Origin of the sequence: Variovorax sp. YR566 (genome assembly GCF_051992195.1) — a bacterium.
In the GTDB taxonomy this organism is placed as follows: domain Bacteria; phylum Pseudomonadota; class Gammaproteobacteria; order Burkholderiales; family Burkholderiaceae_C; genus Variovorax.
Genome location: NZ_CP197092.1, coordinates 3,292,648 through 3,310,084 on the forward strand (window position 1 = coordinate 3,292,648; position 17,437 = coordinate 3,310,084).

The 17,437-nt window shown below is 64.6% G+C and carries 20 protein-coding genes; 6 read left to right on the plus strand and 14 right to left on the minus strand.

Features of this window, described 5'->3' with window-relative positions; translation table 11 throughout:
• The first annotated feature begins 13 nt into the window (after window positions 1-13).
• A complete protein-coding gene (locus ACTG4X_RS15305; protein ID WP_354337883.1) occupies window positions 14-625 on the plus strand; it encodes an alkylhydroperoxidase domain protein in 612 nt (203 codons plus the stop codon).
• 119 nt (window positions 626-744) lie between these two features.
• On the opposite strand, the gene ACTG4X_RS15310 is transcribed toward ACTG4X_RS15305, so the two are convergent.
• Together ACTG4X_RS15310 and ACTG4X_RS15315 are read right to left on the minus strand one after the other, a co-directional pair.
• Window positions 745-1,086 (minus strand): RcnB family protein, encoded by a 342-nt coding sequence (locus ACTG4X_RS15310; RefSeq protein WP_440534207.1) that lies wholly within the window; start codon window positions 1,084-1,086, stop codon window positions 745-747.
• A gap of 520 nt (window positions 1,087-1,606) precedes the next feature.
• The gene (locus tag ACTG4X_RS15315) at window positions 1,607-2,179 is read right to left on the minus strand and encodes a tetratricopeptide repeat protein (RefSeq protein ID WP_440534208.1); all 573 of its coding nucleotides are present in this window, start codon (window positions 2,177-2,179) and stop codon (window positions 1,607-1,609) included.
• 510 nt (window positions 2,180-2,689) lie between these two features.
• Here ACTG4X_RS15315 and ACTG4X_RS15320 point away from each other — a divergent pair.
• Complete coding sequence (locus tag ACTG4X_RS15320) at window positions 2,690-3,343, plus strand: hypothetical protein (protein ID WP_440534209.1); 654 nt, start codon at window positions 2,690-2,692, stop codon at window positions 3,341-3,343.
• A gap of 22 nt (window positions 3,344-3,365) precedes the next feature.
• Here the strand turns inward: ACTG4X_RS15320 and ACTG4X_RS15325 are convergent, their stop codons facing one another.
• From ACTG4X_RS15325 to ACTG4X_RS15345, 5 genes are read right to left on the minus strand one after another with little or no spacing between them, the layout of a single operon-like run.
• Complete coding sequence (locus tag ACTG4X_RS15325) at window positions 3,366-3,899, minus strand: hypothetical protein (protein WP_440534210.1); 534 nt, start codon at window positions 3,897-3,899, stop codon at window positions 3,366-3,368.
• A gap of 14 nt (window positions 3,900-3,913) precedes the next feature.
• On the minus strand, window positions 3,914-4,441 hold the full coding sequence (locus ACTG4X_RS15330) for a carboxymuconolactone decarboxylase family protein (RefSeq protein WP_440534211.1): 528 nt from the start codon (window positions 4,439-4,441) through the stop codon (window positions 3,914-3,916).
• Complete coding sequence (locus ACTG4X_RS15335; protein WP_440534212.1) at window positions 4,441-5,400, minus strand: Bug family tripartite tricarboxylate transporter substrate binding protein; 960 nt, start codon at window positions 5,398-5,400, stop codon at window positions 4,441-4,443. Before ACTG4X_RS15335 ends, ACTG4X_RS15330 begins: the two co-directional genes overlap by 1 nt.
• 34 nt (window positions 5,401-5,434) lie before the next feature.
• Window positions 5,435-6,235, minus strand: coding sequence for an SDR family NAD(P)-dependent oxidoreductase (locus ACTG4X_RS15340; RefSeq protein WP_440534213.1), 801 nt, complete (start codon window positions 6,233-6,235; stop codon window positions 5,435-5,437).
• Window positions 6,232-7,071 (minus strand): amidohydrolase family protein, encoded by an 840-nt coding sequence (locus ACTG4X_RS15345; protein WP_440534214.1) that lies wholly within the window; start codon window positions 7,069-7,071, stop codon window positions 6,232-6,234. The genes ACTG4X_RS15340 and ACTG4X_RS15345 overlap by 4 nt, the downstream gene beginning before the upstream one ends.
• 70 nt (window positions 7,072-7,141) lie before the next feature.
• On the opposite strand from ACTG4X_RS15345, the gene ACTG4X_RS15350 reads away from it, so the two are divergent.
• Window positions 7,142-8,062, plus strand: coding sequence for a LysR substrate-binding domain-containing protein (locus ACTG4X_RS15350; protein ID WP_440534215.1), 921 nt, complete (start codon window positions 7,142-7,144; stop codon window positions 8,060-8,062).
• Here ACTG4X_RS15350 and ACTG4X_RS15355 read toward each other — a convergent pair.
• Genes ACTG4X_RS15355 through ACTG4X_RS15385 form a run of 7 tightly spaced genes read right to left on the minus strand, consistent with a single transcriptional unit; the run spans window position 8,044 to window position 14,500 of the window.
• On the minus strand, window positions 8,044-9,030 hold the full coding sequence (locus ACTG4X_RS15355; protein ID WP_093176737.1) for a TRAP transporter substrate-binding protein: 987 nt from the start codon (window positions 9,028-9,030) through the stop codon (window positions 8,044-8,046). The two genes, ACTG4X_RS15350 and ACTG4X_RS15355, sit on opposite strands and share 19 nt — an antisense overlap.
• Before the next feature lie 31 nt (window positions 9,031-9,061).
• Entirely contained in the window at window positions 9,062-9,769 is a 708-nt protein-coding gene (locus ACTG4X_RS15360) for an ABC transporter ATP-binding protein (protein ID WP_093051974.1), read from the minus strand.
• Entirely contained in the window at window positions 9,759-10,490 is a 732-nt protein-coding gene (locus ACTG4X_RS15365; RefSeq protein ID WP_258349771.1) for an ABC transporter ATP-binding protein, read from the minus strand. Before ACTG4X_RS15365 ends, ACTG4X_RS15360 begins: the two co-directional genes overlap by 11 nt.
• The gene (locus ACTG4X_RS15370) at window positions 10,487-11,530 is read right to left on the minus strand and encodes a branched-chain amino acid ABC transporter permease (RefSeq protein ID WP_440534216.1); all 1,044 of its coding nucleotides are present in this window, start codon (window positions 11,528-11,530) and stop codon (window positions 10,487-10,489) included. Before ACTG4X_RS15370 ends, ACTG4X_RS15365 begins: the two co-directional genes overlap by 4 nt.
• On the minus strand, window positions 11,530-12,408 hold the full coding sequence (locus ACTG4X_RS15375; protein ID WP_093051966.1) for a branched-chain amino acid ABC transporter permease: 879 nt from the start codon (window positions 12,406-12,408) through the stop codon (window positions 11,530-11,532). Before ACTG4X_RS15375 ends, ACTG4X_RS15370 begins: the two co-directional genes overlap by 1 nt.
• Complete coding sequence (locus ACTG4X_RS15380; protein ID WP_093051963.1) at window positions 12,405-13,652, minus strand: ABC transporter substrate-binding protein; 1,248 nt, start codon at window positions 13,650-13,652, stop codon at window positions 12,405-12,407. Before ACTG4X_RS15380 ends, ACTG4X_RS15375 begins: the two co-directional genes overlap by 4 nt.
• A gap of 59 nt (window positions 13,653-13,711) precedes the next feature.
• Complete coding sequence (locus ACTG4X_RS15385; protein ID WP_093176740.1) at window positions 13,712-14,500, minus strand: putative hydro-lyase; 789 nt, start codon at window positions 14,498-14,500, stop codon at window positions 13,712-13,714.
• Between the two features lie 169 nt (window positions 14,501-14,669).
• On the opposite strand from ACTG4X_RS15385, the gene ACTG4X_RS15390 reads away from it, so the two are divergent.
• Genes ACTG4X_RS15390 through ACTG4X_RS15400 form a run of 3 tightly spaced genes read left to right on the plus strand, consistent with a single transcriptional unit; the run spans window position 14,670 to window position 17,409 of the window.
• Entirely contained in the window at window positions 14,670-15,599 is a 930-nt protein-coding gene (locus ACTG4X_RS15390) for a LysR family transcriptional regulator (RefSeq protein WP_093051958.1), read from the plus strand.
• A gap of 47 nt (window positions 15,600-15,646) precedes the next feature.
• Window positions 15,647-16,399 carry a 5-oxoprolinase subunit PxpB gene (gene pxpB / locus ACTG4X_RS15395; RefSeq protein ID WP_440534217.1) on the plus strand — a complete coding sequence of 251 codons (753 nt, stop codon included), beginning with the start codon at window positions 15,647-15,649 and terminating at the stop codon, window positions 16,397-16,399.
• Complete coding sequence (locus tag ACTG4X_RS15400) at window positions 16,396-17,409, plus strand: biotin-dependent carboxyltransferase family protein (RefSeq protein ID WP_354337896.1); 1,014 nt, start codon at window positions 16,396-16,398, stop codon at window positions 17,407-17,409. The genes pxpB and ACTG4X_RS15400 overlap by 4 nt, the downstream gene beginning before the upstream one ends.
• Window positions 17,410-17,437: the final 28 nt, after the last annotated feature.

The window sequence follows — 17,437 nt, forward strand, 5'->3', positions numbered from 1 at the left end:
CCCGAGGAACACCATGACTGCCGAATCGGCTCTGAGCCATCCCCACAACACGCACCCGAATGCCTTCACGCAGGCGCAGCTCGAATGGCTGCCCTGGCTCGAACCGCTGCCCGAGGCCGAACTGACCGAGCGGCATTTCGCCGGGCTGGTGGACGCATCGCGTGCCAAGTCGCCGTACTTCCGCCTGCTGGCGCGCGACCCGGACATATTGGGCGCGCGCACGCGCACCGACAAGGACATCTTCTACAACCCCGAAGCCGGCCTGCCGCGCGCCGAGCGTGAACTCTCGGCCGCCGCGGCCTCGCGCTACAACGGCTGCATCTACTGCGCCTCGGTGCATGCGCGCTTCGCCTCGCATTTCTCGCAGCGCACGGACGATGTGCAGCGCCTGCTGGACGAAGGCGTGAAGGCCGACCTGGGCGAGCGCTGGAATGCGATCGTGGCGGCCTCGGTTGCGTTGTCGGCTACGCCATCTGCGTTTGGCGCGGAGCACATCGAGCAGCTGCGTGCGCAAGGCCTGGACGACCTCGCGATTGCCGACGTCATCCACGGCGCGGCGTTCTTCAACTGGGCCAACCGGCTGATGCTGTCGCTGGGCGAGCCGCAGGAGCGCGGAGCAGATTGAGTCACGCCAACAGGCTCAGGAGCCAGTTGAAGAATTGACCGATGGCGACCATTGCCGCCCATAAAGCCCGGAGTGCGTCCAGCAAGTTCACTGTCCTGCAATTCAACAGATGCGCTATTTCAGCGAGGACCAAAACCTGGCCCCGGCCCGCCATGGCCGCCATGTCCAAAAAATGCAGCGAGGAAAGTCGCAGCGATGATTCCGGTGGCTACGGCCACGAGCACATATTGCCCGTCGACATAGCGCCAAGCGTAGCCCTGCGGTGGCGCGTAGAGACCCCTGGACTGCCAGTCGCTCACGACATACACCTCGCCTTGATACCCGGGTGGCAGAGGCGAGCCAGGCGCCAGGACCACATTGGTGGCAACGGGCGTTGGTGCGACCACGCAGCCACCGAGAGTGGATGCGGCAACGATGGCGGCCATTGAGATCGCGGTGAGTTTCTGGGTGATGTATCGCATGTTGGTTGAGCTCCTTTGAACAACGGAGGCTCAGCCTATGCCACCACTTGGGCCGAAATTTGGAGGTGCCGGTTGACCGGTCTCCCGGAGGGGATTCAAGGTCGATCTGCAGGCCGCGACAAAGCCCCGGTGTCTGTTCCCAGCCCCAACGCGGCGAACCTCACAGTCACTATCTACAAACGCACGTTGAATTGATTTCGTTGGTTTTCCAGCTCGGTCCGACGTACTTCTCTCCCTCCAGAACTCCGACAAGTGGCTTGCACTGAGCAGTGCAAGCGTTGCGGCGCTTTTCACCAGCTCGATCCGGGGAGACTCCGAAATAGAGAAGAACTCCGACCCAAACTACCGCCACGCTGCTGAACACAACGAGCCTTCGCCACTTCACAAAAAAATCTCTCATGGATGACTTGCTAGGACTGTAGCGACGGGACTCACGACGAGGTTGGAGGAAGAGGGCCTTAATCTACTTCTTCGACGCGAATCACGGCCGCGTGAGCATTGTTGTGCGGCAGAGCAAGGTCTAGGAGATCAAAAGATCCGAATCGTCATTGACCATGGAGACCATGAAGCCCCAGCACACTGCGGCAAGAATCTCCACGAGCCCGATAGGCTGCCAAACAATACCTCGTCTGCCGCGCAGATCTTGAAGACCCAGTTCTCGCAGCGCGAAGGCATGACCATGCATCGCAGCTTCTTTCAGGACTTCATAGGACCGCTGAAGATCGCGTGAAACGCCTTTGCCATGAGCCAACGAATAGCCGACACGAAACATCGAGGGCAGATGCCGCTTTTCTGCGCCCATCGCATAGAAGCGATGGGCCTTCGCATGTTCGCCAGCTCGCGTCAACCAACGGGCGAAGTAGAAGCAGCCCAGCGGATGCCCGTGAACTGCAGCTCGCTCGTAGTAGGCAGCAGCTTGGCTCTCGTCTTTCTCGCAGCCAACCCCTTGAGACAACATCCAGGCGACAAAAACCTGGCTTTCGACATACCCTTCGTCTGCCTGCACTTGATAGAGATCAAAGGCCAGATAAAGCAGGCCCTCCGTGTATGCCTTGCGGGCGGCGACCAGTTTTTCTTCGCGGTCTGCATGCATGCGTTCAGGGCCTTGTCTCATCGAGTCGCTTCGGCAACTGGTCCGCAAACAGTTCTACGGCCGGCATCTGCAGATGCATTGGCCGACTTTGTCGGGCACACAGATCGTGCCGCAATGACCGGAACAAGCGTAACGACATGCTCAATGAGGCAATCAAAAGTCCTTTTCTGGTTTCTGTGATTGTTCCTCGAAAGGATTACTTTGGCCTCCTTGAGACCTTGTCGAAGGCCTCGAGGTCGCACCTCACAGGACGGCAGGTATCGTTTTACAGAACTCCCACACAGACTCCACGTTGGCTTCGATGGGGGCGCGCACACTGCCTCTCGACAGTGGTTCGGCGCTGGTAGAGGCCAGGGAGAAAAAAGCCGCTCAGGGAAACCGCCTCGATGCCGACCGCTGTCACTTTTCTTCTCATACTCAGGTGCTGCCCCAGCGATAGATGATGCGCCGGTGTCGCCCGCTTCCATGCCGCTTGGATAATGCGGTCTTTGTGTCAGCAGCAAAGCAAGAATGAGTGCCGCGGATTTCCTTTTCTCTCCCGAAGTACAGAAGCTCCTCACGGTCCTGTACGCGGCGCCCGATCAACAGTTCTCGACGAATGAGCTTGCACGGCGGGCGAAGCTGGAGGAGGCCGAGACCGCCCTCACCGTGGAGCATCTCGTCCGCAGCGGCATCGTGAAGCGGCTGGCGGCGAAGGCAGACCAGGGCGATACCGTTCAGGTCGATCGCTCGTTCGTCTTCCACAACGAGCTGCGGAACATCGCGCTGAAATCGTTCGCCGCGGCAGAACCTATCCGCGCCATGCTGCGTTCCAAGTTCAAGGACTCGGTTGTGCGCGCGTTCGTGCTGGGAGAGGACGCGCAAGGCACTGTGGAACTGCTGGTCGTGCATGGCCGGCTGGTCCCTGACGAAGCCACCATGACGACAGCTTGTCAGAAGTTGTCGAAGACCATGGGCCGCCACCTCAAGGTGCACGTCATCCCGATCACCAGGCTCAACGGCATGTCGCCGCGCGATCCGTTGTCCTCGAAGCTTTCCGCGACCACCGTGCATGAGGTCGTCGCGCTCGGGGATACCAAGGCGGCACTGCCTGTCGAACGGGGCAGTCTTTTGGAGGCGGCCAGGAAGAAGCTCGCTACGCTGGCCAGACCATCCGCGCGATAGGCTTCGGCGATGCGAGCCGTGCTCAGCGTGCGGCCGACAGCCGACGAAACATGGTTCGCCCCGTGTTCTGGAAAGCGGGGCGAACCCGCGAGCTCCAGGGCGTTGCACGCACGGCCAGCCACTCGGGGCTGCCCAGGGTCTCGGCGCCCGCGAGGTCGTAGCAGGCGTAGTAGCGCGGCGAGCCTGCGGTGTCGATGTACCGGGCCGCCCGGATGGTCCCCGGCACGGCGGCCAGTCCGGGCAGGTGTTCCTGCGCGTACCAGGCGTTGAGGTCGTCCTCGAACTCGGGAAGCACGTCCGTTTCCACAACATAGTGGTGCGAAGCAACCTGGCCGGCCGACGCGCCCTGCACCTCCTGCAAGCAGGCGAGCCGTTTCCACTCGCCGGCAACACCCTGGGGCGTGAGCACCGGCGGCGTGTTCCCTGCCGCGTAGAAATAGACCAAAGCGCCATTCATTGCCTGCCATGGCTGAACTCCAGGCAGCAGCGTTCGGACCGGCGCGAGCGGCTGTTCGGCCATGGATGTGTCGGACTTGAGAAGCCATAGATCCTGCATTCCGGGCTCCTCGTTCAATGCGCGACGTTCAGAGCAACCAGCAGGCGCGACACCATGTTGTAAGCCGCCACTGTCGCCACGACTTCCACCACTCCCTTGGGGTCGAAGTGCTGCTGGATCCGGCCCATGAGCTCTTCCGCAACCACGATCTCGCGGGTCATGGCATCCGTGAGCTCGAGCACCAGGCGCTCCAGCGGCGCGAATACGCCGGGCAGCACCTCTTGCCGGACGGCGTCGATCTTCTCGGCGCTGACGCCTGCCTTCTGTGCATGCGGCACGTGCGCGTCGTACTCGAAGCTGGCGCCGTTGAGCACGGCGACCCGAAGGATCATCAGTTCGCGAAGATCGGCGGGTACGCCAGTCTGGTTGCGAACCGCCGTGAGCATGCGCTCCCAGCCCGAGGCGATCGGTTCGCTGTTGAGGAGCACCTGATAGAGCAGCGACACGCGACCGCGCTGCGCCATGATGCGGGACTCGATCTCGGCCAGCTCGGGGCGTGTGCCGGGCTGCACGAGGGGTACGCGGACAGGGGTGGTCGTCATCACTCGGCCTTGATGTTCTTGGTGTGGATCAGCTTCGCCCACTTCTCGGTGTCCCGCTTCTGGATGGTCGCCAGTTCCTGGGGCGTGGATCCGGCAGGCTCCGTGCCCGTCTTCAGCAGCTTCTCGCGCACGCCCGGGTTGGCCAGTGTGTTGCGCACCGCCTTGCTGAGCGCCTCGACGATTTCGGGCGGCGTCTTCGCAGGCGCAAACAGCGCATACCAGTTGTTGGTGTCGACGCCCCTGATGCCTTGCTCTTCCAGAGTCTTCACGTCCGGCAAAGAAGGGTGTCGCTTGCTTGAAGCCACACCCAGCGCCTTGAGCCGTCCGCCTTGCAGATGTCCAAGCAGCCCGGGCACGTCGCCGAAGAATCCGCCGATCTGGCCTCCCATCAGGTCCGTGATGGCCGGCGCTGCACCCTTGTAGGGGACATGAAGCAGCCTGGCGCCGCTCGAATCGGCCAACTGCTCGATTGCCAGATGCGGAATGCTGCCCGTGCCGGAGGAGCCCATCGGCGTTGCTTCGGCGCGCTTCTTCGTTGCTGCCACGAAATCGGCCGCGTCCTTGGCCGGGTTGCTCTGCTGGGTCACCAGCAGTTCGACGTTGTTGACGACCAGCGAGACCGGCGCGAAGTCGCGCTGCATGTCGTAGGGGAGCTTCTCGTACAGCGAAGAATTGATCGCAGCCGCGCCGACGCTGGTGAACCACAGCGTGCCGCCGTCCGGGGCCGACTTCATGACATCGACGGCGCCGATCGCGCCGTTGGCGCCGGGCTTGTTGTCGATGATGACCGTGCGGCCCAGCTCCTTGCCGAGCTGTTCGGAGAGGATGCGGGCGACCGAGTCGACAGGTCCCCCGGAGGTGAAGGAAACGACGATCCGCGTCGTCTTCGGCTGTGCATGGACAGCGGGCGCCAGCGCCATGGCAAATGCTGCCGCGAGCAGGATGCGTTGGATGGTCATGAATGTCTCCGTCTTTTTTTGGGTAACTCGAATCTCAGTCGCAGCGCGCGGTCATGCCGCCGTCGACGATCAGTTCTGTGCCGGTGATGAATCGTGCCTCGTCGCTGGCCAGGAACAGTACCGCGCTCGCCGTGTCCCGGCCGTCGCCCATGAAGCCGAGTGGAATGCGTTTCTGGCGCTGGGCCAGCAGTGCGTCGACATCACCGCCTGCGCGCTGCTTCGCCAGGCGTGTTTCGACCATCGGCGTGTGCAGTTGCCCTGGCACGACGCTGTTGACCCGGACACCCTTGGCCGCGTGCTGGACCGCGATCACGCGCGACATCTGGATGACGCCGGCCTTGGTCGCGGCGTACGCCACCTGCGCGCTGCCGGTCCAGCGCAGGCCGGAAGTCGAAGAGATGTTGACGATCGAACCCGCGCCTTTCGCCAGCATCGTGGGAAGCACATGCTTGCAGGTCAGGAACACGCTCTTGAGGTTGGTGTCGACCTGCAGATCCCATGTCTCTTCGGGCAGTTCCACCGGCCCGCCCGCTGCGGACCCTCCCACGTTGTTGACGAGGACGTCGACGGTCCCGTACGCGTCCAGGCACGCGGCCGCCATGGCCGCCACGCTCTCGCTGTTCGTGACGTCGCAGACCCATGGCGTGATCGACGCGCGGACGTCGCCGGCCAGCTCGAGCGTCTCGTCGAGCCGGGCACGGTCGCGATCGACCGCCAGGACCCTGGCGCCCTCCTGGGCGAGGCGCACGGCGATGGCGCGGCCATTGCCCCAGCCGGCGCCGACGCAACCGGCGCCGGTCACGATGGCGATCTTGTTCTCGAATCGGAGGCTCATGGCCTGTCTCCAAACTGATAGAGGCGTTCCGGATTGCCGACCAGCAGCGCATGGAGCGCAGATTCCGTAGGGGCGATCTCGGCAATGAGGTCGACGAGTTGCTGCTCGTCGGGAATGGGGCCGGCGTGGTTCGGGTGCGGCCAATCGTTGCCCCATACGACCCGGTCGCCGAACTCGGCGACCAGCGTTCGGGCAAAGGACTGGGCGTCGGCGTAGGGCGGGCCCAGCCGTGTGATGCGGTCCATGCCGCTCACCTTGACCCAGAAACGCTCATCCGCCATCAGCCGCAGCAGCGCCCGGAAGTCCGGCTGGTCAAGACCCAACGCCGCATCGATGCGCCCGATGTGGTCGATCACCACCGGCGTGGGCGAGCGACGCAGTGCGGGCGCTAGGTCCGTGAGCAGCGCGGGATCGCCGTGAATCTGCAGATGCCAGCCAAGCGGCGCGAAGCGGCCCGCCAACGACAGGACGTCCTCCATGTCCGCGTGCCGGCCGAGGTGGCCCATGAAGTTGAAGCGGACGCCACGAAAGCCTGCGGCGTGGAGCCGCTCGAGTTCTGCGTCGTCGACGTCGGTCGGCAGCAGGGCGATCGCCCGGTAGCTCGAGGGCCGCGACGCAACGGCGTCCTCGGCGGCGCGGTTGTCGAAGCCGTGGCAGGTCGACTGCACGACCACGCAGCGTTGCAGGCCAAGGCGGTCGTTCAGCGCATACAGGGCTTCCTTGGGCGCATCTGTTTCGGGAATGAAGGCGGCGTCCGGGGCGTAAGGAAAGCGCGCGCCGGGCCCGAACACATGACAGTGGGCGTTGCAGGCGCCTGGGGGAAGGGGGAAGGTCATGCAGGCAGTTTCCCCACCGATAGCCACCGGCGTAAGGACAACATGCCTATATCAGCTATGCTGAATTCCTATGGAATTGCGCCAGCTTCTGTATTTCGTCACCGTGGTCGATGCGGGGAGCTTCAGCCGCGGCGCAGTGGCGCTCAACCTGGCGCAGCCCAGCTTGAGCAGGCAGATCGCCTTGCTGGAGGCAGATCTCGGGCAACGCTTGCTGGTGAGAACCGGACGCGGCGTGACCACGACGGATGCAGGCGTTGCGCTGCTCGTTCACGCACGCGCGATGCTGGACATCTCCCGCCGTGCCCGCGACGAATTGCAGGAACTGGATGAGAGTCCCGGCGGCCGTATCGTGGTCGGCATGCCGCCGCGGGTGGCCCTGGGCCTGAGCACGCCCCTGATCCAGCAGTTCCGGGAGAGGTTTCCGCGCGCCGTCATCACCATCCTCGAAGGCCTGAGCGTCTCACTGCGCGAATCCCTGATCGCGGGGCGGCTGGATCTGGCGCTGCTGTTCGATCCCGCCGCTTCGCCCCAGCTGAGCTTTCAGCCCTTGATGCGCGAAAAACTATTGCTGGTCGCACCGCCCAAGAGCAAGCTGCCAGCACGTGTCGGACTGGCGGCACTCGCGAACTACCCGATGGTGTTGCCCAGCGCGCCAAACGCAATCCGGCACCTGCTCGACTCCGTCCTTGGCCCGCGTCGCATCGAGCTCCAGGTGCTTGCGGAGGTGGGAGCTGTCCACACCGTGCTTGCGCTCGTTGCAACCGGGGTCGGGTGCACGATTCTTCCGGAGAGCGCCCTCGGCGCACCCGGCGGCGAGGCATTGCCGCGGGCGCCGATCGGGCCGCCCAGCATCTGGAATGCATTGGTGCTTGCGACACCGACCGCGCGTCCGGCCACCCGTCTTGTCCGCGGCACGGCAGAAGTTCTTCAGGAGCTGGATTTCCGGCGTCGCGAGACGGATCCGGGAGATATCTATCGCTTGTCGAAATAGGGAATGAAGACATCGTTGGCGGATACGCCTACTTGCTTCACCCAATCCAGCGAAAAACGTTCCCCGAGACGCTTGACGTCTCGGCCGAACAAATAGGAAGGTGATTCGATCTTCATGCCGCTTCGCTTCAATTCTTCCAGGGACTGAGCGGCAACCGATGCGCTGTTGGACCATCCGCGAAGTTCTGCCGCTGCGCTCGCGTTCTTCAATGCCTCGCGCAACGGGGCGCCAATGGCGTCCCATGCCTTCTTGTTGGCAAACACAATGTTCTTGGGAAAGAACGCATTGATTTCGTAGAAGTAGTGCATGGACTGCCATGCACGGCTTTCCACTCCAGTCACGGCGGACGTCATCATGCAGTCGATGCGTCCATCAGCGAGTGCCTTGTTGAGTTCGGTAGCTGGAACATCGACGGCTTCGGTGCCCATGAGCGTTGCGATCTTTGCAGTGTTTGCGTTGAACGTGCGCATTCGCATGCCACGCATGTCCCCCAATCCGCCAAGCGGTCGGGTCGAGTACAAGCCTTGCGGTGGCCACGGCACGGCATACAGAACCTCAAGTCCCCGACTTGCGAAGGCTTTCTCGATCAGGGGACGCTGAATTCGCCAGAGCCGAAGTGCATCGGCATAGCTGTCGGTGATGAATGGAACCGAATCTGCGCCCGCGATCGGAAGGTCGGCGACAAGACTGCTCATGATGACTTCGCCAGCTTCGACTTTTCCGTCCTGCACGGCGGACTGAATGGCGTTCAGCGCATACAGGGAGTTCTTGGGATAGACGTCGATATGAAGCTGCCCCTGCGTCGCGAGCTCAACATCCTTGGCCATCGCAATGAGATTGGCCGTGTGAAAGTTCTCCAGCGGGTATCCCGTTGCGATCCGCCAAACGGTTGCACCGCGTGCAGTGGAAAGAGCCCCCGCGCCGCACGCCAGCAGGGTAAAGGTACGACGAGTGACTCGATGGTTCATGAATGGCCTCGGTTGATGCTGCGAAGAAGGGTCACATGCCCAGATACACGCGACGTACTTCGGGGTTGTCGCGCACCTCGGCTGCCTTGCCTGACAGCATCAGTCGGCCTGTCTGCAGCACGTAGGCACGCTCCGCGATCTCCAGGCTTTCAGCCAGGCGCTGCTCGACCAGAAGCACGGTCACGCCAGCCTTGCGAATCGTCAGGACGGCCTCGAAGATTTCGTCGACCAGCTTGGGCATGATTCCTTGCGAGGGTTCATCCAGCATCAGAAGACGCGGCCGCGTCATCAAGGCGCGGCCGATGGCCAGCATCTGCTGCTCGCCACCCGACAGCGTCTCCGCCCGTTGCTTCAGGCGCTCCTTCAAGCGCGGAAACAGCGTGAACACCTGGGCCAGCGGTGCGTCGCGGTCTGCCTTCTTGCGATGCAGGTAGCTGCCCAGGCGCAGGTTATCTTCCACCGACAGGCGCGGAAACAGCCGCCGGCTTTCGGGAACGAACGCCAGCCCGCGTGCGGCGATCTGGTGGCCGGGCAGGGCATCGATGGCCTCGCCGGCGAAGCGGACCTGGCCCGACTGCGTCTTGACCAGCCCGGCAATCGACTGGAGCAGGGTCGACTTGCCGGCACCGTTGGCACCGGCGACGACGACGATCTCGCCCTCGTTCACGGACACCGAAATATCGGCGATGGCGACCATGCCGGCATAAGCCGTGGTCAGGCCATTGACTTCAAGCAGCATGGCGCGTTCCAAGGTAGGCGGAGATCACCGCCGGGTCGCGCACGACGTCGGCGGGGCTGCCGCTGGCAAGGACGGTGCCGAGGTTGAGGACGATGGCGCGGTCGACCAGCGGCATCACGATCTGCATCACATGCTCGACCATGACCACGGTGATGCCCGCGTCGCGCACGCGCCGGATCAGCTCGACGCCCAGTTGCGCCTCGCTCGGCGTGAGGCCCGTGAGCACTTCGTCGAGCAGCAGCAGCTTGGGTTCGGTGGCCAGCGCCCGCGCAACCTCCAGGCGGCGCTTCTCGGGCGGCGTGAGTTCGCCGGTGAGGGTGCCGGCCGTGCGCGAGAGGCCGGTGAAGTCGAGCACCTGCAGTGCGGCCAGGCGAGCCGCCTTCGACGAGGCGTGGCGCACGAAGCCGCCGACCATCACGTTCTCCAGCACCGTCATGGAATCGAAGGAGCGCGGGACCTGGTAGGTGCGCGCAATGCCGAGCGCACAGCGCCGCGTGGCCGGCAGTTCGGTGATGTCGCGGCCGTCGAAGCGGATGCTGCCCGAGGTCGGCAGATAGGCGCCGGCGATCAGGTTGAACAGGGTCGACTTGCCCGCGCCGTTGGGCCCGATCAGCCCGAGGATCTCGCCCCGGTGCACGCGGATGCTCACGTCCCGGTTCGCGACGAGGCCGCCGAAGCGGCGCGTGACGTCGATCGTCTCCAGAAGAATGTCGATGCTCATCGTGCAGCCTCCCGGATCCGGGTCTTCCTGGCGAACAGCTTGATCAGCCCTTCGGGCTTGAGCAGCGCAACCGCCATGACGAGGCCGCCGTACAGCATCAGGTCGAGGCCGCCACCGGAGCCGCCGACGTAGCTGCGCGTGAACTCCGACAGCGGCACGAGGATCGCAGCGCCGAGGATCGGCCCCCACAGCGTGCCGATGCCGCCGAGTACCACGGGCAGCACCATCAGCAGCGAGAACCTGAAGTGCATCACGCTGTCGGGATCGACGTAGGACACGAAGGCCGCATAGAAGCCGCCGCCAATCGCGGTGAAGAAGGCCGACAGCGCGGCGGCCGCCATCTTGGACCGGAACACGGTCACGCCGAGGCTTTCGGCAGCTTCGGGGTGGTCCTTCACGGCGCGCCACCAGTAGCCCCATTTCGAGCCTTCGATGAAGAAGGTCAGCAGCCAGGTCACGACGAGCAGCCCGAGCGCGAAGAAGATGTAGGGCGTCTTGTCGCGCGCAAACTGCAGCGTGGCCCAGCTGTCAGGGCCGAAGGGCCATTGGATGCCCGTGGCGCCGCCGAGCCAGTCCCAGTTGTGGACGATCAGCAGCCCCATCTCGGCAATCACCAGGGTCGCGATCGAGAAGTAGTGGCCCTTCAGCCGGAAGGTGCCGTAGCCGAGCGCCAGGGCCAGCAACACCGCCAGTCCGCCACCGGCGAGCATGCCGAACCAGGGCAGCACGCCGTAGCTCACATAGAGCTTGCTGACCGCATACGCACCAACGCCGAAGTACAGCGCGTGCCCGAGCGAGATCTGGCCGCAGTAGCCGCCGAGGACGTTCCAGCTCTGGGCGAGGGCGGCGTACATCAGCGTCAGCACGATCACGTTGCGCAGGTAGGCGTTCTTCACCAGCAGGGGCAGCAGGGCGATGAGTGCGAACACCACCACCGCCTCGATGAGCTGGCGGCGCCGATGCCGGGTGACGCCGGCCAGCAAAGAAGACGAAGAAGACGAAGAAGACGGCACAGCCGCAGGGGAAGATGGGATGGACATCAAAGCTTCCCGAACAGCCCCTGCGGGCGAAGAAAGATGACGACCAGATAGAGCGCGTAGATACCCATCGATTTCATGGCCGGCGGCAGGATGTTGGCAGTGAGGGCTTCGACCAGCCCGACGACGATGCCCGCGACGAGCGCGCCGAATACGCTGCCGAAACCGCCGAGCGCGACAGTGATGTAGGCGATGGTCGCAAAGCCGGCTCCCACCTGGGGATGAATGGCGTACGAGGTCGCGAGTACCGCGCCTGCCACGCCGACCAGCGCCGCACCCAGGCCCCAGCCGAGCGCGAACACGCGGTTGCTGTCGATGCCGACCAGCGCGACCGCGCCCTTGTCCTCGCGCGTGGCCTCCAGCGCCCGGCCGAAGTCGGTGCGCGTCATCATCAGGTACAGGCCGCCGAAGGCGACCAGTGAGATGAGGCCACCGAAGATCTGCGACCAGGGCAGGAAGATGCCGCCGAGGTCGAGCGTCTTCGCGCTGAGCCAGGTGTGGTCGACATTGCGGAAGTCCGGCGTGAAGAAGAACTGCGCACCGCCCTGGATCAGCGTCGCCAGGCCGAAGGTGGAGAAGATCTGGACCATGCCCGTGTTGACCTTGGAGCGCATCGCATGCCGCACCACGCCCGCATAGACGCTCGCGCCGACGATGAACATGACGGCCGCCACCAGCGGCAGCGAGAGCACCGGATCGAGGTGCGCGAACACCGCGAAGCCGAAGGTCGCGTACATGGCGAGCATGAGGAACTCGCCATGGGCGAAGTTCACCACGTCCATCAGCCCGAAGATGAGCGAGAGGCCGGCGGCGATGAGGGCATAGATCAGCCCCATCAGCAAGCCGGTGGCCAGGATCTGCGGCAGGGCGGAGGCGGTCATGGGTTCATCGGCCAGACCGGCGTCGCGGTTGCGACTTCGAACGGAAACACCGTCGAGAACTTGCCTGCCTTGAACTGGATCAGCACGGGGCTGGCAAATGTGTTCTGGCCCGTGGCGTCGAACTTCACGCGCTTCCACGGCATGATGGTTTTCTCGCCGGGAATGTCGGTGGCGACCAGCGCTTCGCGGATCTTCTTCGGCTCGACCGATCTGGCGCGGTCTATGGCCTCCGCCAGCACCATCATCGCGGTGAACACCCGCGAGGTCTGGTCGTTGAGGTCGCGTCCGGCGCGCGCCTTGAACATGTCGTTCACGGCCTTGGCCGACGGCCGCTTGTCGCCCATGTCGGCGGAGAAGCTGGCGCGCGAGATCATGCCCTGGAGCTTGTCGCCCACCGATTCGAGCGTGGGCTTCTCGATATAGCCGGCCGCTTGCGTCACGAGGTTCTTTGGCTTGTAGCCGATCGACGCCATCGCATTGGTCAGCAGGATTGCGTCGCTGGTGTAGCTGGAGGGCAGCAGGACGTCGGGGTTGGCCGTCTTGATCTGCTGTGCCTCGGCGCTCAGCGAGGGCGAGTTGGCGCGGTACTTGATGTCGCAGGCGATCTTGTAGCCCCGCTCGTTGGCCAGCTTGCGCTGCACGGCGGACGAGTCCGTGCCGAAGATGGTGTCTTCGTAGAAGATGCCGACGCTGCCGATCGGCTTGCCCTTGCCCTTCATCGCATCCATGAAGTCGAACATGGCCTCGCTGAACATCTCGTCATGCGCCGAGGTGCGAAAGAAGTACTTCAGGCCGCGCCGGCTCAGGCTCGGGGAAGACGAGTCGGCGCAGAGATAGGGCACCTCGTAGCGCTCGCAGGTGGCGCTCACCGTGGCGGAGACGGCCGAGTGGAATGCACCCACGATGGTGCAGACGTTTTCCTGCGTGATCAGGCGTTCAGCCTCGGAGCGGCCTTTTTGCGGGTCGCCCTGGTGGTCGGCGTAGACCACCCGCACCTTTGCGTTCCCCAGGCCTGCAAGGCCGGCATTCCGGGCACCCGGCAGGTCGAGCGTGCTGGCGGTGTTGATGATTTCCAGTGCGGTGTCGATCGCGTGCTTGCTGTCCACGCCGACCTGCGCGCTGGACCCCGTCAACGGGTAGATCACACCGATGACGACCTCGCCTTTCTGGGCCAGGGCCTGGGTGAAGGCGCCGTTCAATGCCACGGTGCCGGCAATGCCAATGAGGGCTTGTCTGCGTTTCATAAATGAATCTCCGGTACTGCAGGGGTGAATCGGGGAGGAAGCGTGAAGGCGATGAAAAGTCAGAACACCGCGAGGTGGCTGTTGCGGACGTCCGAGACCAGCATCTGCCCAGGCTTGTGGGTGATTGCAAGTTTCGGGCGCGCTGTGCGAATTGCGCGTTGCGGTGTCACGCCGCAGGCCCAGAACACGGGCACTTCGCCGGGCCGGATCTCGGAGCGCTCGCCGTAGTCGGGCTGCTCGATATCCCGGATGCCGATGGCCGCCGGGTCGCCGAAATGCACCGGCGCGCCGTGCACGCCAGGAAAGCGCGATGTGATCTGGATCGCCCGGATGGCCTGCTGCGGCGTCATCGGCCGCATGCTCACGACCATCGTGCCGCCGAAGCGGCCGCTCGGGACGTTGGCGATGCTGGTGTCGTACATCGGCACCGTGGTGGCCTGCTCGATGTGGCGTATCGGCAGTCCGGCCTCCAGCAAGGCTTCTTCGAAGGACATCGAGCATCCGATGACGAAGCCGACCATGTCGTCGGTCCACAGTTCGCGCAGGTCGAGCACTTCGCCGGCCGGCTCGCCGTCGCGGAAGACGCAGTAGGCCGGTGCATCGGTGCGCAGGTCTACCTCGCCGAGTTCGGGCACGCGCCAGTCGCCGGGCTCGCTGACGCCGATCACCGGGCAGGCCTTCGGATTGAGGCGGCAAAAGCGCAGGAATTCTTCGGAGAATTCGCGCGGCAGGATCGCCAGGTTTCCCTGTGTATAGCCGGGGCTGTGGCCTGCGGTCGGGCCCCTGAAGCGGCCTTCCCGAATCTCGCGGCGCAGATCGTCAGGATTCATCCAGATCGTGGAGTTCATCGGGTTCTCAAGGGAAGTGAGCAAGGAATTTGCTTACTGTAGAAATCGCAGTGCACCGCGTCCATCGAGGAATTTGCGCGGGCACTGTTCAGAGAAATTGAACAGCGCACGCCCCACACCGGGGAATGAGGCTGCAACGTAGTGCGCTCGCGCACTGGATCAGGAGCAAGTGAACACCAAATTCATCGAGACCTTCGTGATGCTGGCCCGCATCTGCAGCGTGCGCCGCGTGGCGGAGCACCTCAATGCCACGCCCGGGACCATCTCGATGCGTGTGCGCAGTCTCGAGGAGGAACTGGGCGTCACGCTGTTCGACTACGACCACAAGACCATGCGCATCACGCCGGATGGCGCGCGCCTGCTGCGCCATGCCGAAGGTGTGCTGGAGGCAACGCGCGCCATCCAGGCTGCTGCGGCAAGCGGCAGCGCGATCGGCGGCCGCATCCGCGTCGGCGTGCTCGAGACGGCCGTGCACACATGGTTGCCCGACTTCATGAAAGCGATGCGGACCCAACTGCCGCAGGTCGAAGTCGATCTCACGGTCGACCTCACCGTGGATCTGGCCGACCAGTTGATGCGGGGCACCCTGGACTTCATCCTGCGGGTGAGCAACGAGGTCGGCAGCAGTTATTCGGTCATGGAAGACCTGATGTCGTTGCCGATCCACTGGGTCGCCAGGCGCGGGCTCATCCCCAAGCGCGACGCACTGCGCAAGACACTCTCGCACCAGTTGCTGACGCAGGTGCGCGGTACGACACCACACATCGCCGCGGTCAATCTCGCGCAGCAGCTCGCGGCGCGCCAGGGCATGGCGCAGGGCGATCTGCGCATCTCCGGTTCACCGTCGCTGGCGGCATTGGTGTCGCTGGTGCGGGAAGGCGTCGGTGTCGGCATCATCCCCGGCTTGCTGGTCAGGGAACACATCGAACGCGGCGAGCTCGTGGTGCTGCCGTTGCCCGCGCCACCCTCACTCGGCGTGGCGCTCTCGCACCAGTCCAATGCGACGCCCATCGTGCTGCGCACCGCCGACATCGCGCGACAGGCGTGCAAGGCGTATTGCAGGCGTTGCGGCACCCAGTGGGTGCAGCACCTCGGCTGACTGGCATACCAAACTTGAAAATACCTTCAACCAACATGCAAGATGCAATGCCGGCGATTCCTCCCGGTCGGGCCAGCGGCTCTGCGCACCGTCTCACGGGCTGGCAAATCGAACCGGTGGGCGATCGATGCCTCCTGGTGCGTCTGGGCGATCAGGTCGGTGCAGAGACCAGTCGCACCGTGCAGAACGTCGCTGCATACCTGTCATCGGCAAACCTGCCCGGCGTGTTCGATGTGGTGCCCGCATTCACGACCGTGGCCCTGCACTATCAGCCGCTCGCATTCGCGCGACGCCAGGGGGCGGCGTCCCTTCAGTTGGCACGGCGCATCGAGCGGCTGCTGGGCGGTGATATTCCCACGCTGCCAGTGAACGACCAGGTGATCGACATCCCCGCCTGCTATGGCGGCGAATACGGCCCCGACCTGGAGGACGTGGCCCGGCGCTGCGGCCTGACGGCCGAGGAAGTCGTCGGTCTGCATTCCGCGGCGCCGATGTCGCTCTACGTCTATTTCTTCTCTCCGGGCAACCCGTTCTTCGGTCCGGTCGATCCCCGGCTGAAGGTTCCGCGCCGCGCGACGCCGCGCCTGCTGGTGGAGGCAGGGTCGGTCGCCATCGCCAACGGCATCACGTCCATCTACCAGACGGCGCTGCCCGGCGGCTGGAACGTGATCGCCCGTACCCCGTGGAGCATGTTCGATGTGACGAAGACCCCGCCAACGCGGATGCAGCCCGGCGCCCGGGTGCGCTTCCATCCGATCTCGCCTTCGCAATTCGCGCAGATGCAGGAGCCCAGGTCATGACCAGGAGCTCGTTCGCGCACATGCAGGTTCTGCAACCGGGCATGTTCTCGGTGGTGCAGGACCTGGGGCGCCTGGGCCATCAGCACCATGGCGTTCCGGTGACCGGTGCCATGGACGAGTGGTCGCACCGGGCTGCCAACATGCTGGTCGGCAACGCCGACGATGCGGCCGTGCTCGAGTGCACGCTGACCGGCCCCGCCGTTCAATTCACCCGGGACACGCTGCTGGCCGTCTGCGGTGCGCAGGTCCGCATCACCGCAGGGGACCGGCCCGTTCCCATGGGTTGTGCCGTGCTGTTGCGCCGCGGCGTGACGCTGGCTTTCGGCGAGCGCAGCAGCGGCGCCCGGATGTACCTGGCGGTGCGCGGCGGCTTCGCGACGACGCCCGTGCTCGGCAGTCGCAGCACGTATCTGCCCGGAAACTTCGGCGGTCACGAGGGGCGGGCGTTGCGCAAGAGCGACCGGGTGCCACTCGCTGCGTCGGATCCGGATGCGCCCACGCTGGCGCTCGAGCGCATCCTGGTGCAGAGCGGCTTGCCGTTCGTGGCGGCAGCGCGCATCGGCACCGAACTGCCGGACGGATCGCCCGAAGGCGTTCGCTTCATACCGGGGCCGCAGTGGAACGCCTTCTCTGCCGAGGCGAGAGAGCGTTTTGTCAGCCAGCCCTTCGCGATCTCGTCGCGATCCAACCGCATGGGCTACCGACTCGAAGGCCCCGGCCTGCAGCTCACGCAGCCGCTGGAGATGATTTCGGAGGCCACGAGTTTCGGCACGGTGCAAGTGCCGCCCGACGGCCAGCCGATCGTACTGATGGCCGACCGCCAAAGCGCAGGCGGCTATCCCAAGATCGCCTATGTCGCGAGCGCCGACCTCCCGCGCCTGGCCCAGGCGCTTCCGGGTGCGTCCATCCGCTTCACTCCGGTGGCCCAGCAGGCGGCCGAGCAGGCATGGCTCGATCTCGAAGACCGGCTGGCGCTGGTGCGGGAGATGGCCGCGCATGCGCTCGCCTGAGCCCGCATCGAGCCGCACGCGCCCACTT

What these genes read in the sequence shown, in the direction of transcription:
- ACTG4X_RS15320 (WP_440534209.1), top strand. Translation starts at nt 2,690, where the DNA reads ATGAGTGCCGCGGATTTCCTTTTCTCTCCCGAAGTACAGAAGCTCCTC.
- ACTG4X_RS15330 (WP_440534211.1), bottom strand. Translation starts at nt 4,441, where the DNA reads ATGACGACCACCCCTGTCCGCGTACCCCTCGTGCAGCCCGGCACACGC.
- pxpB (WP_440534217.1), top strand. Translation starts at nt 15,647, where the DNA reads ATGCCGGCGATTCCTCCCGGTCGGGCCAGCGGCTCTGCGCACCGTCTC.
- ACTG4X_RS15355 (WP_093176737.1), bottom strand. Translation starts at nt 9,030, where the DNA reads ATGAACCATCGAGTCACTCGTCGTACCTTTACCCTGCTGGCGTGCGGC.
- ACTG4X_RS15335 (WP_440534212.1), bottom strand. Translation starts at nt 5,400, where the DNA reads ATGACCATCCAACGCATCCTGCTCGCGGCAGCATTTGCCATGGCGCTG.
- ACTG4X_RS15385 (WP_093176740.1), bottom strand. Translation starts at nt 14,500, where the DNA reads ATGAACTCCACGATCTGGATGAATCCTGACGATCTGCGCCGCGAGATT.
- ACTG4X_RS15370 (WP_440534216.1), bottom strand. Translation starts at nt 11,530, where the DNA reads ATGTCCATCCCATCTTCCCCTGCGGCTGTGCCGTCTTCTTCGTCTTCT.
- ACTG4X_RS15305 (WP_354337883.1), top strand. Translation starts at nt 14, where the DNA reads ATGACTGCCGAATCGGCTCTGAGCCATCCCCACAACACGCACCCGAAT.
- ACTG4X_RS15340 (WP_440534213.1), bottom strand. Translation starts at nt 6,235, where the DNA reads ATGAGCCTCCGATTCGAGAACAAGATCGCCATCGTGACCGGCGCCGGT.
- ACTG4X_RS15315 (WP_440534208.1), bottom strand. Translation starts at nt 2,179, where the DNA reads ATGCATGCAGACCGCGAAGAAAAACTGGTCGCCGCCCGCAAGGCATAC.
- ACTG4X_RS15345 (WP_440534214.1), bottom strand. Translation starts at nt 7,071, where the DNA reads ATGACCTTCCCCCTTCCCCCAGGCGCCTGCAACGCCCACTGTCATGTG.
- ACTG4X_RS15360 (WP_093051974.1), bottom strand. Translation starts at nt 9,769, where the DNA reads ATGCTGCTTGAAGTCAATGGCCTGACCACGGCTTATGCCGGCATGGTC.
- ACTG4X_RS15365 (WP_258349771.1), bottom strand. Translation starts at nt 10,490, where the DNA reads ATGAGCATCGACATTCTTCTGGAGACGATCGACGTCACGCGCCGCTTC.
- ACTG4X_RS15375 (WP_093051966.1), bottom strand. Translation starts at nt 12,408, where the DNA reads ATGACCGCCTCCGCCCTGCCGCAGATCCTGGCCACCGGCTTGCTGATG.
- ACTG4X_RS15400 (WP_354337896.1), top strand. Translation starts at nt 16,396, where the DNA reads ATGACCAGGAGCTCGTTCGCGCACATGCAGGTTCTGCAACCGGGCATG.
- ACTG4X_RS15310 (WP_440534207.1), bottom strand. Translation starts at nt 1,086, where the DNA reads ATGCGATACATCACCCAGAAACTCACCGCGATCTCAATGGCCGCCATC.
- ACTG4X_RS15380 (WP_093051963.1), bottom strand. Translation starts at nt 13,652, where the DNA reads ATGAAACGCAGACAAGCCCTCATTGGCATTGCCGGCACCGTGGCATTG.
- ACTG4X_RS15325 (WP_440534210.1), bottom strand. Translation starts at nt 3,899, where the DNA reads ATGCAGGATCTATGGCTTCTCAAGTCCGACACATCCATGGCCGAACAG.
- ACTG4X_RS15350 (WP_440534215.1), top strand. Translation starts at nt 7,142, where the DNA reads ATGGAATTGCGCCAGCTTCTGTATTTCGTCACCGTGGTCGATGCGGGG.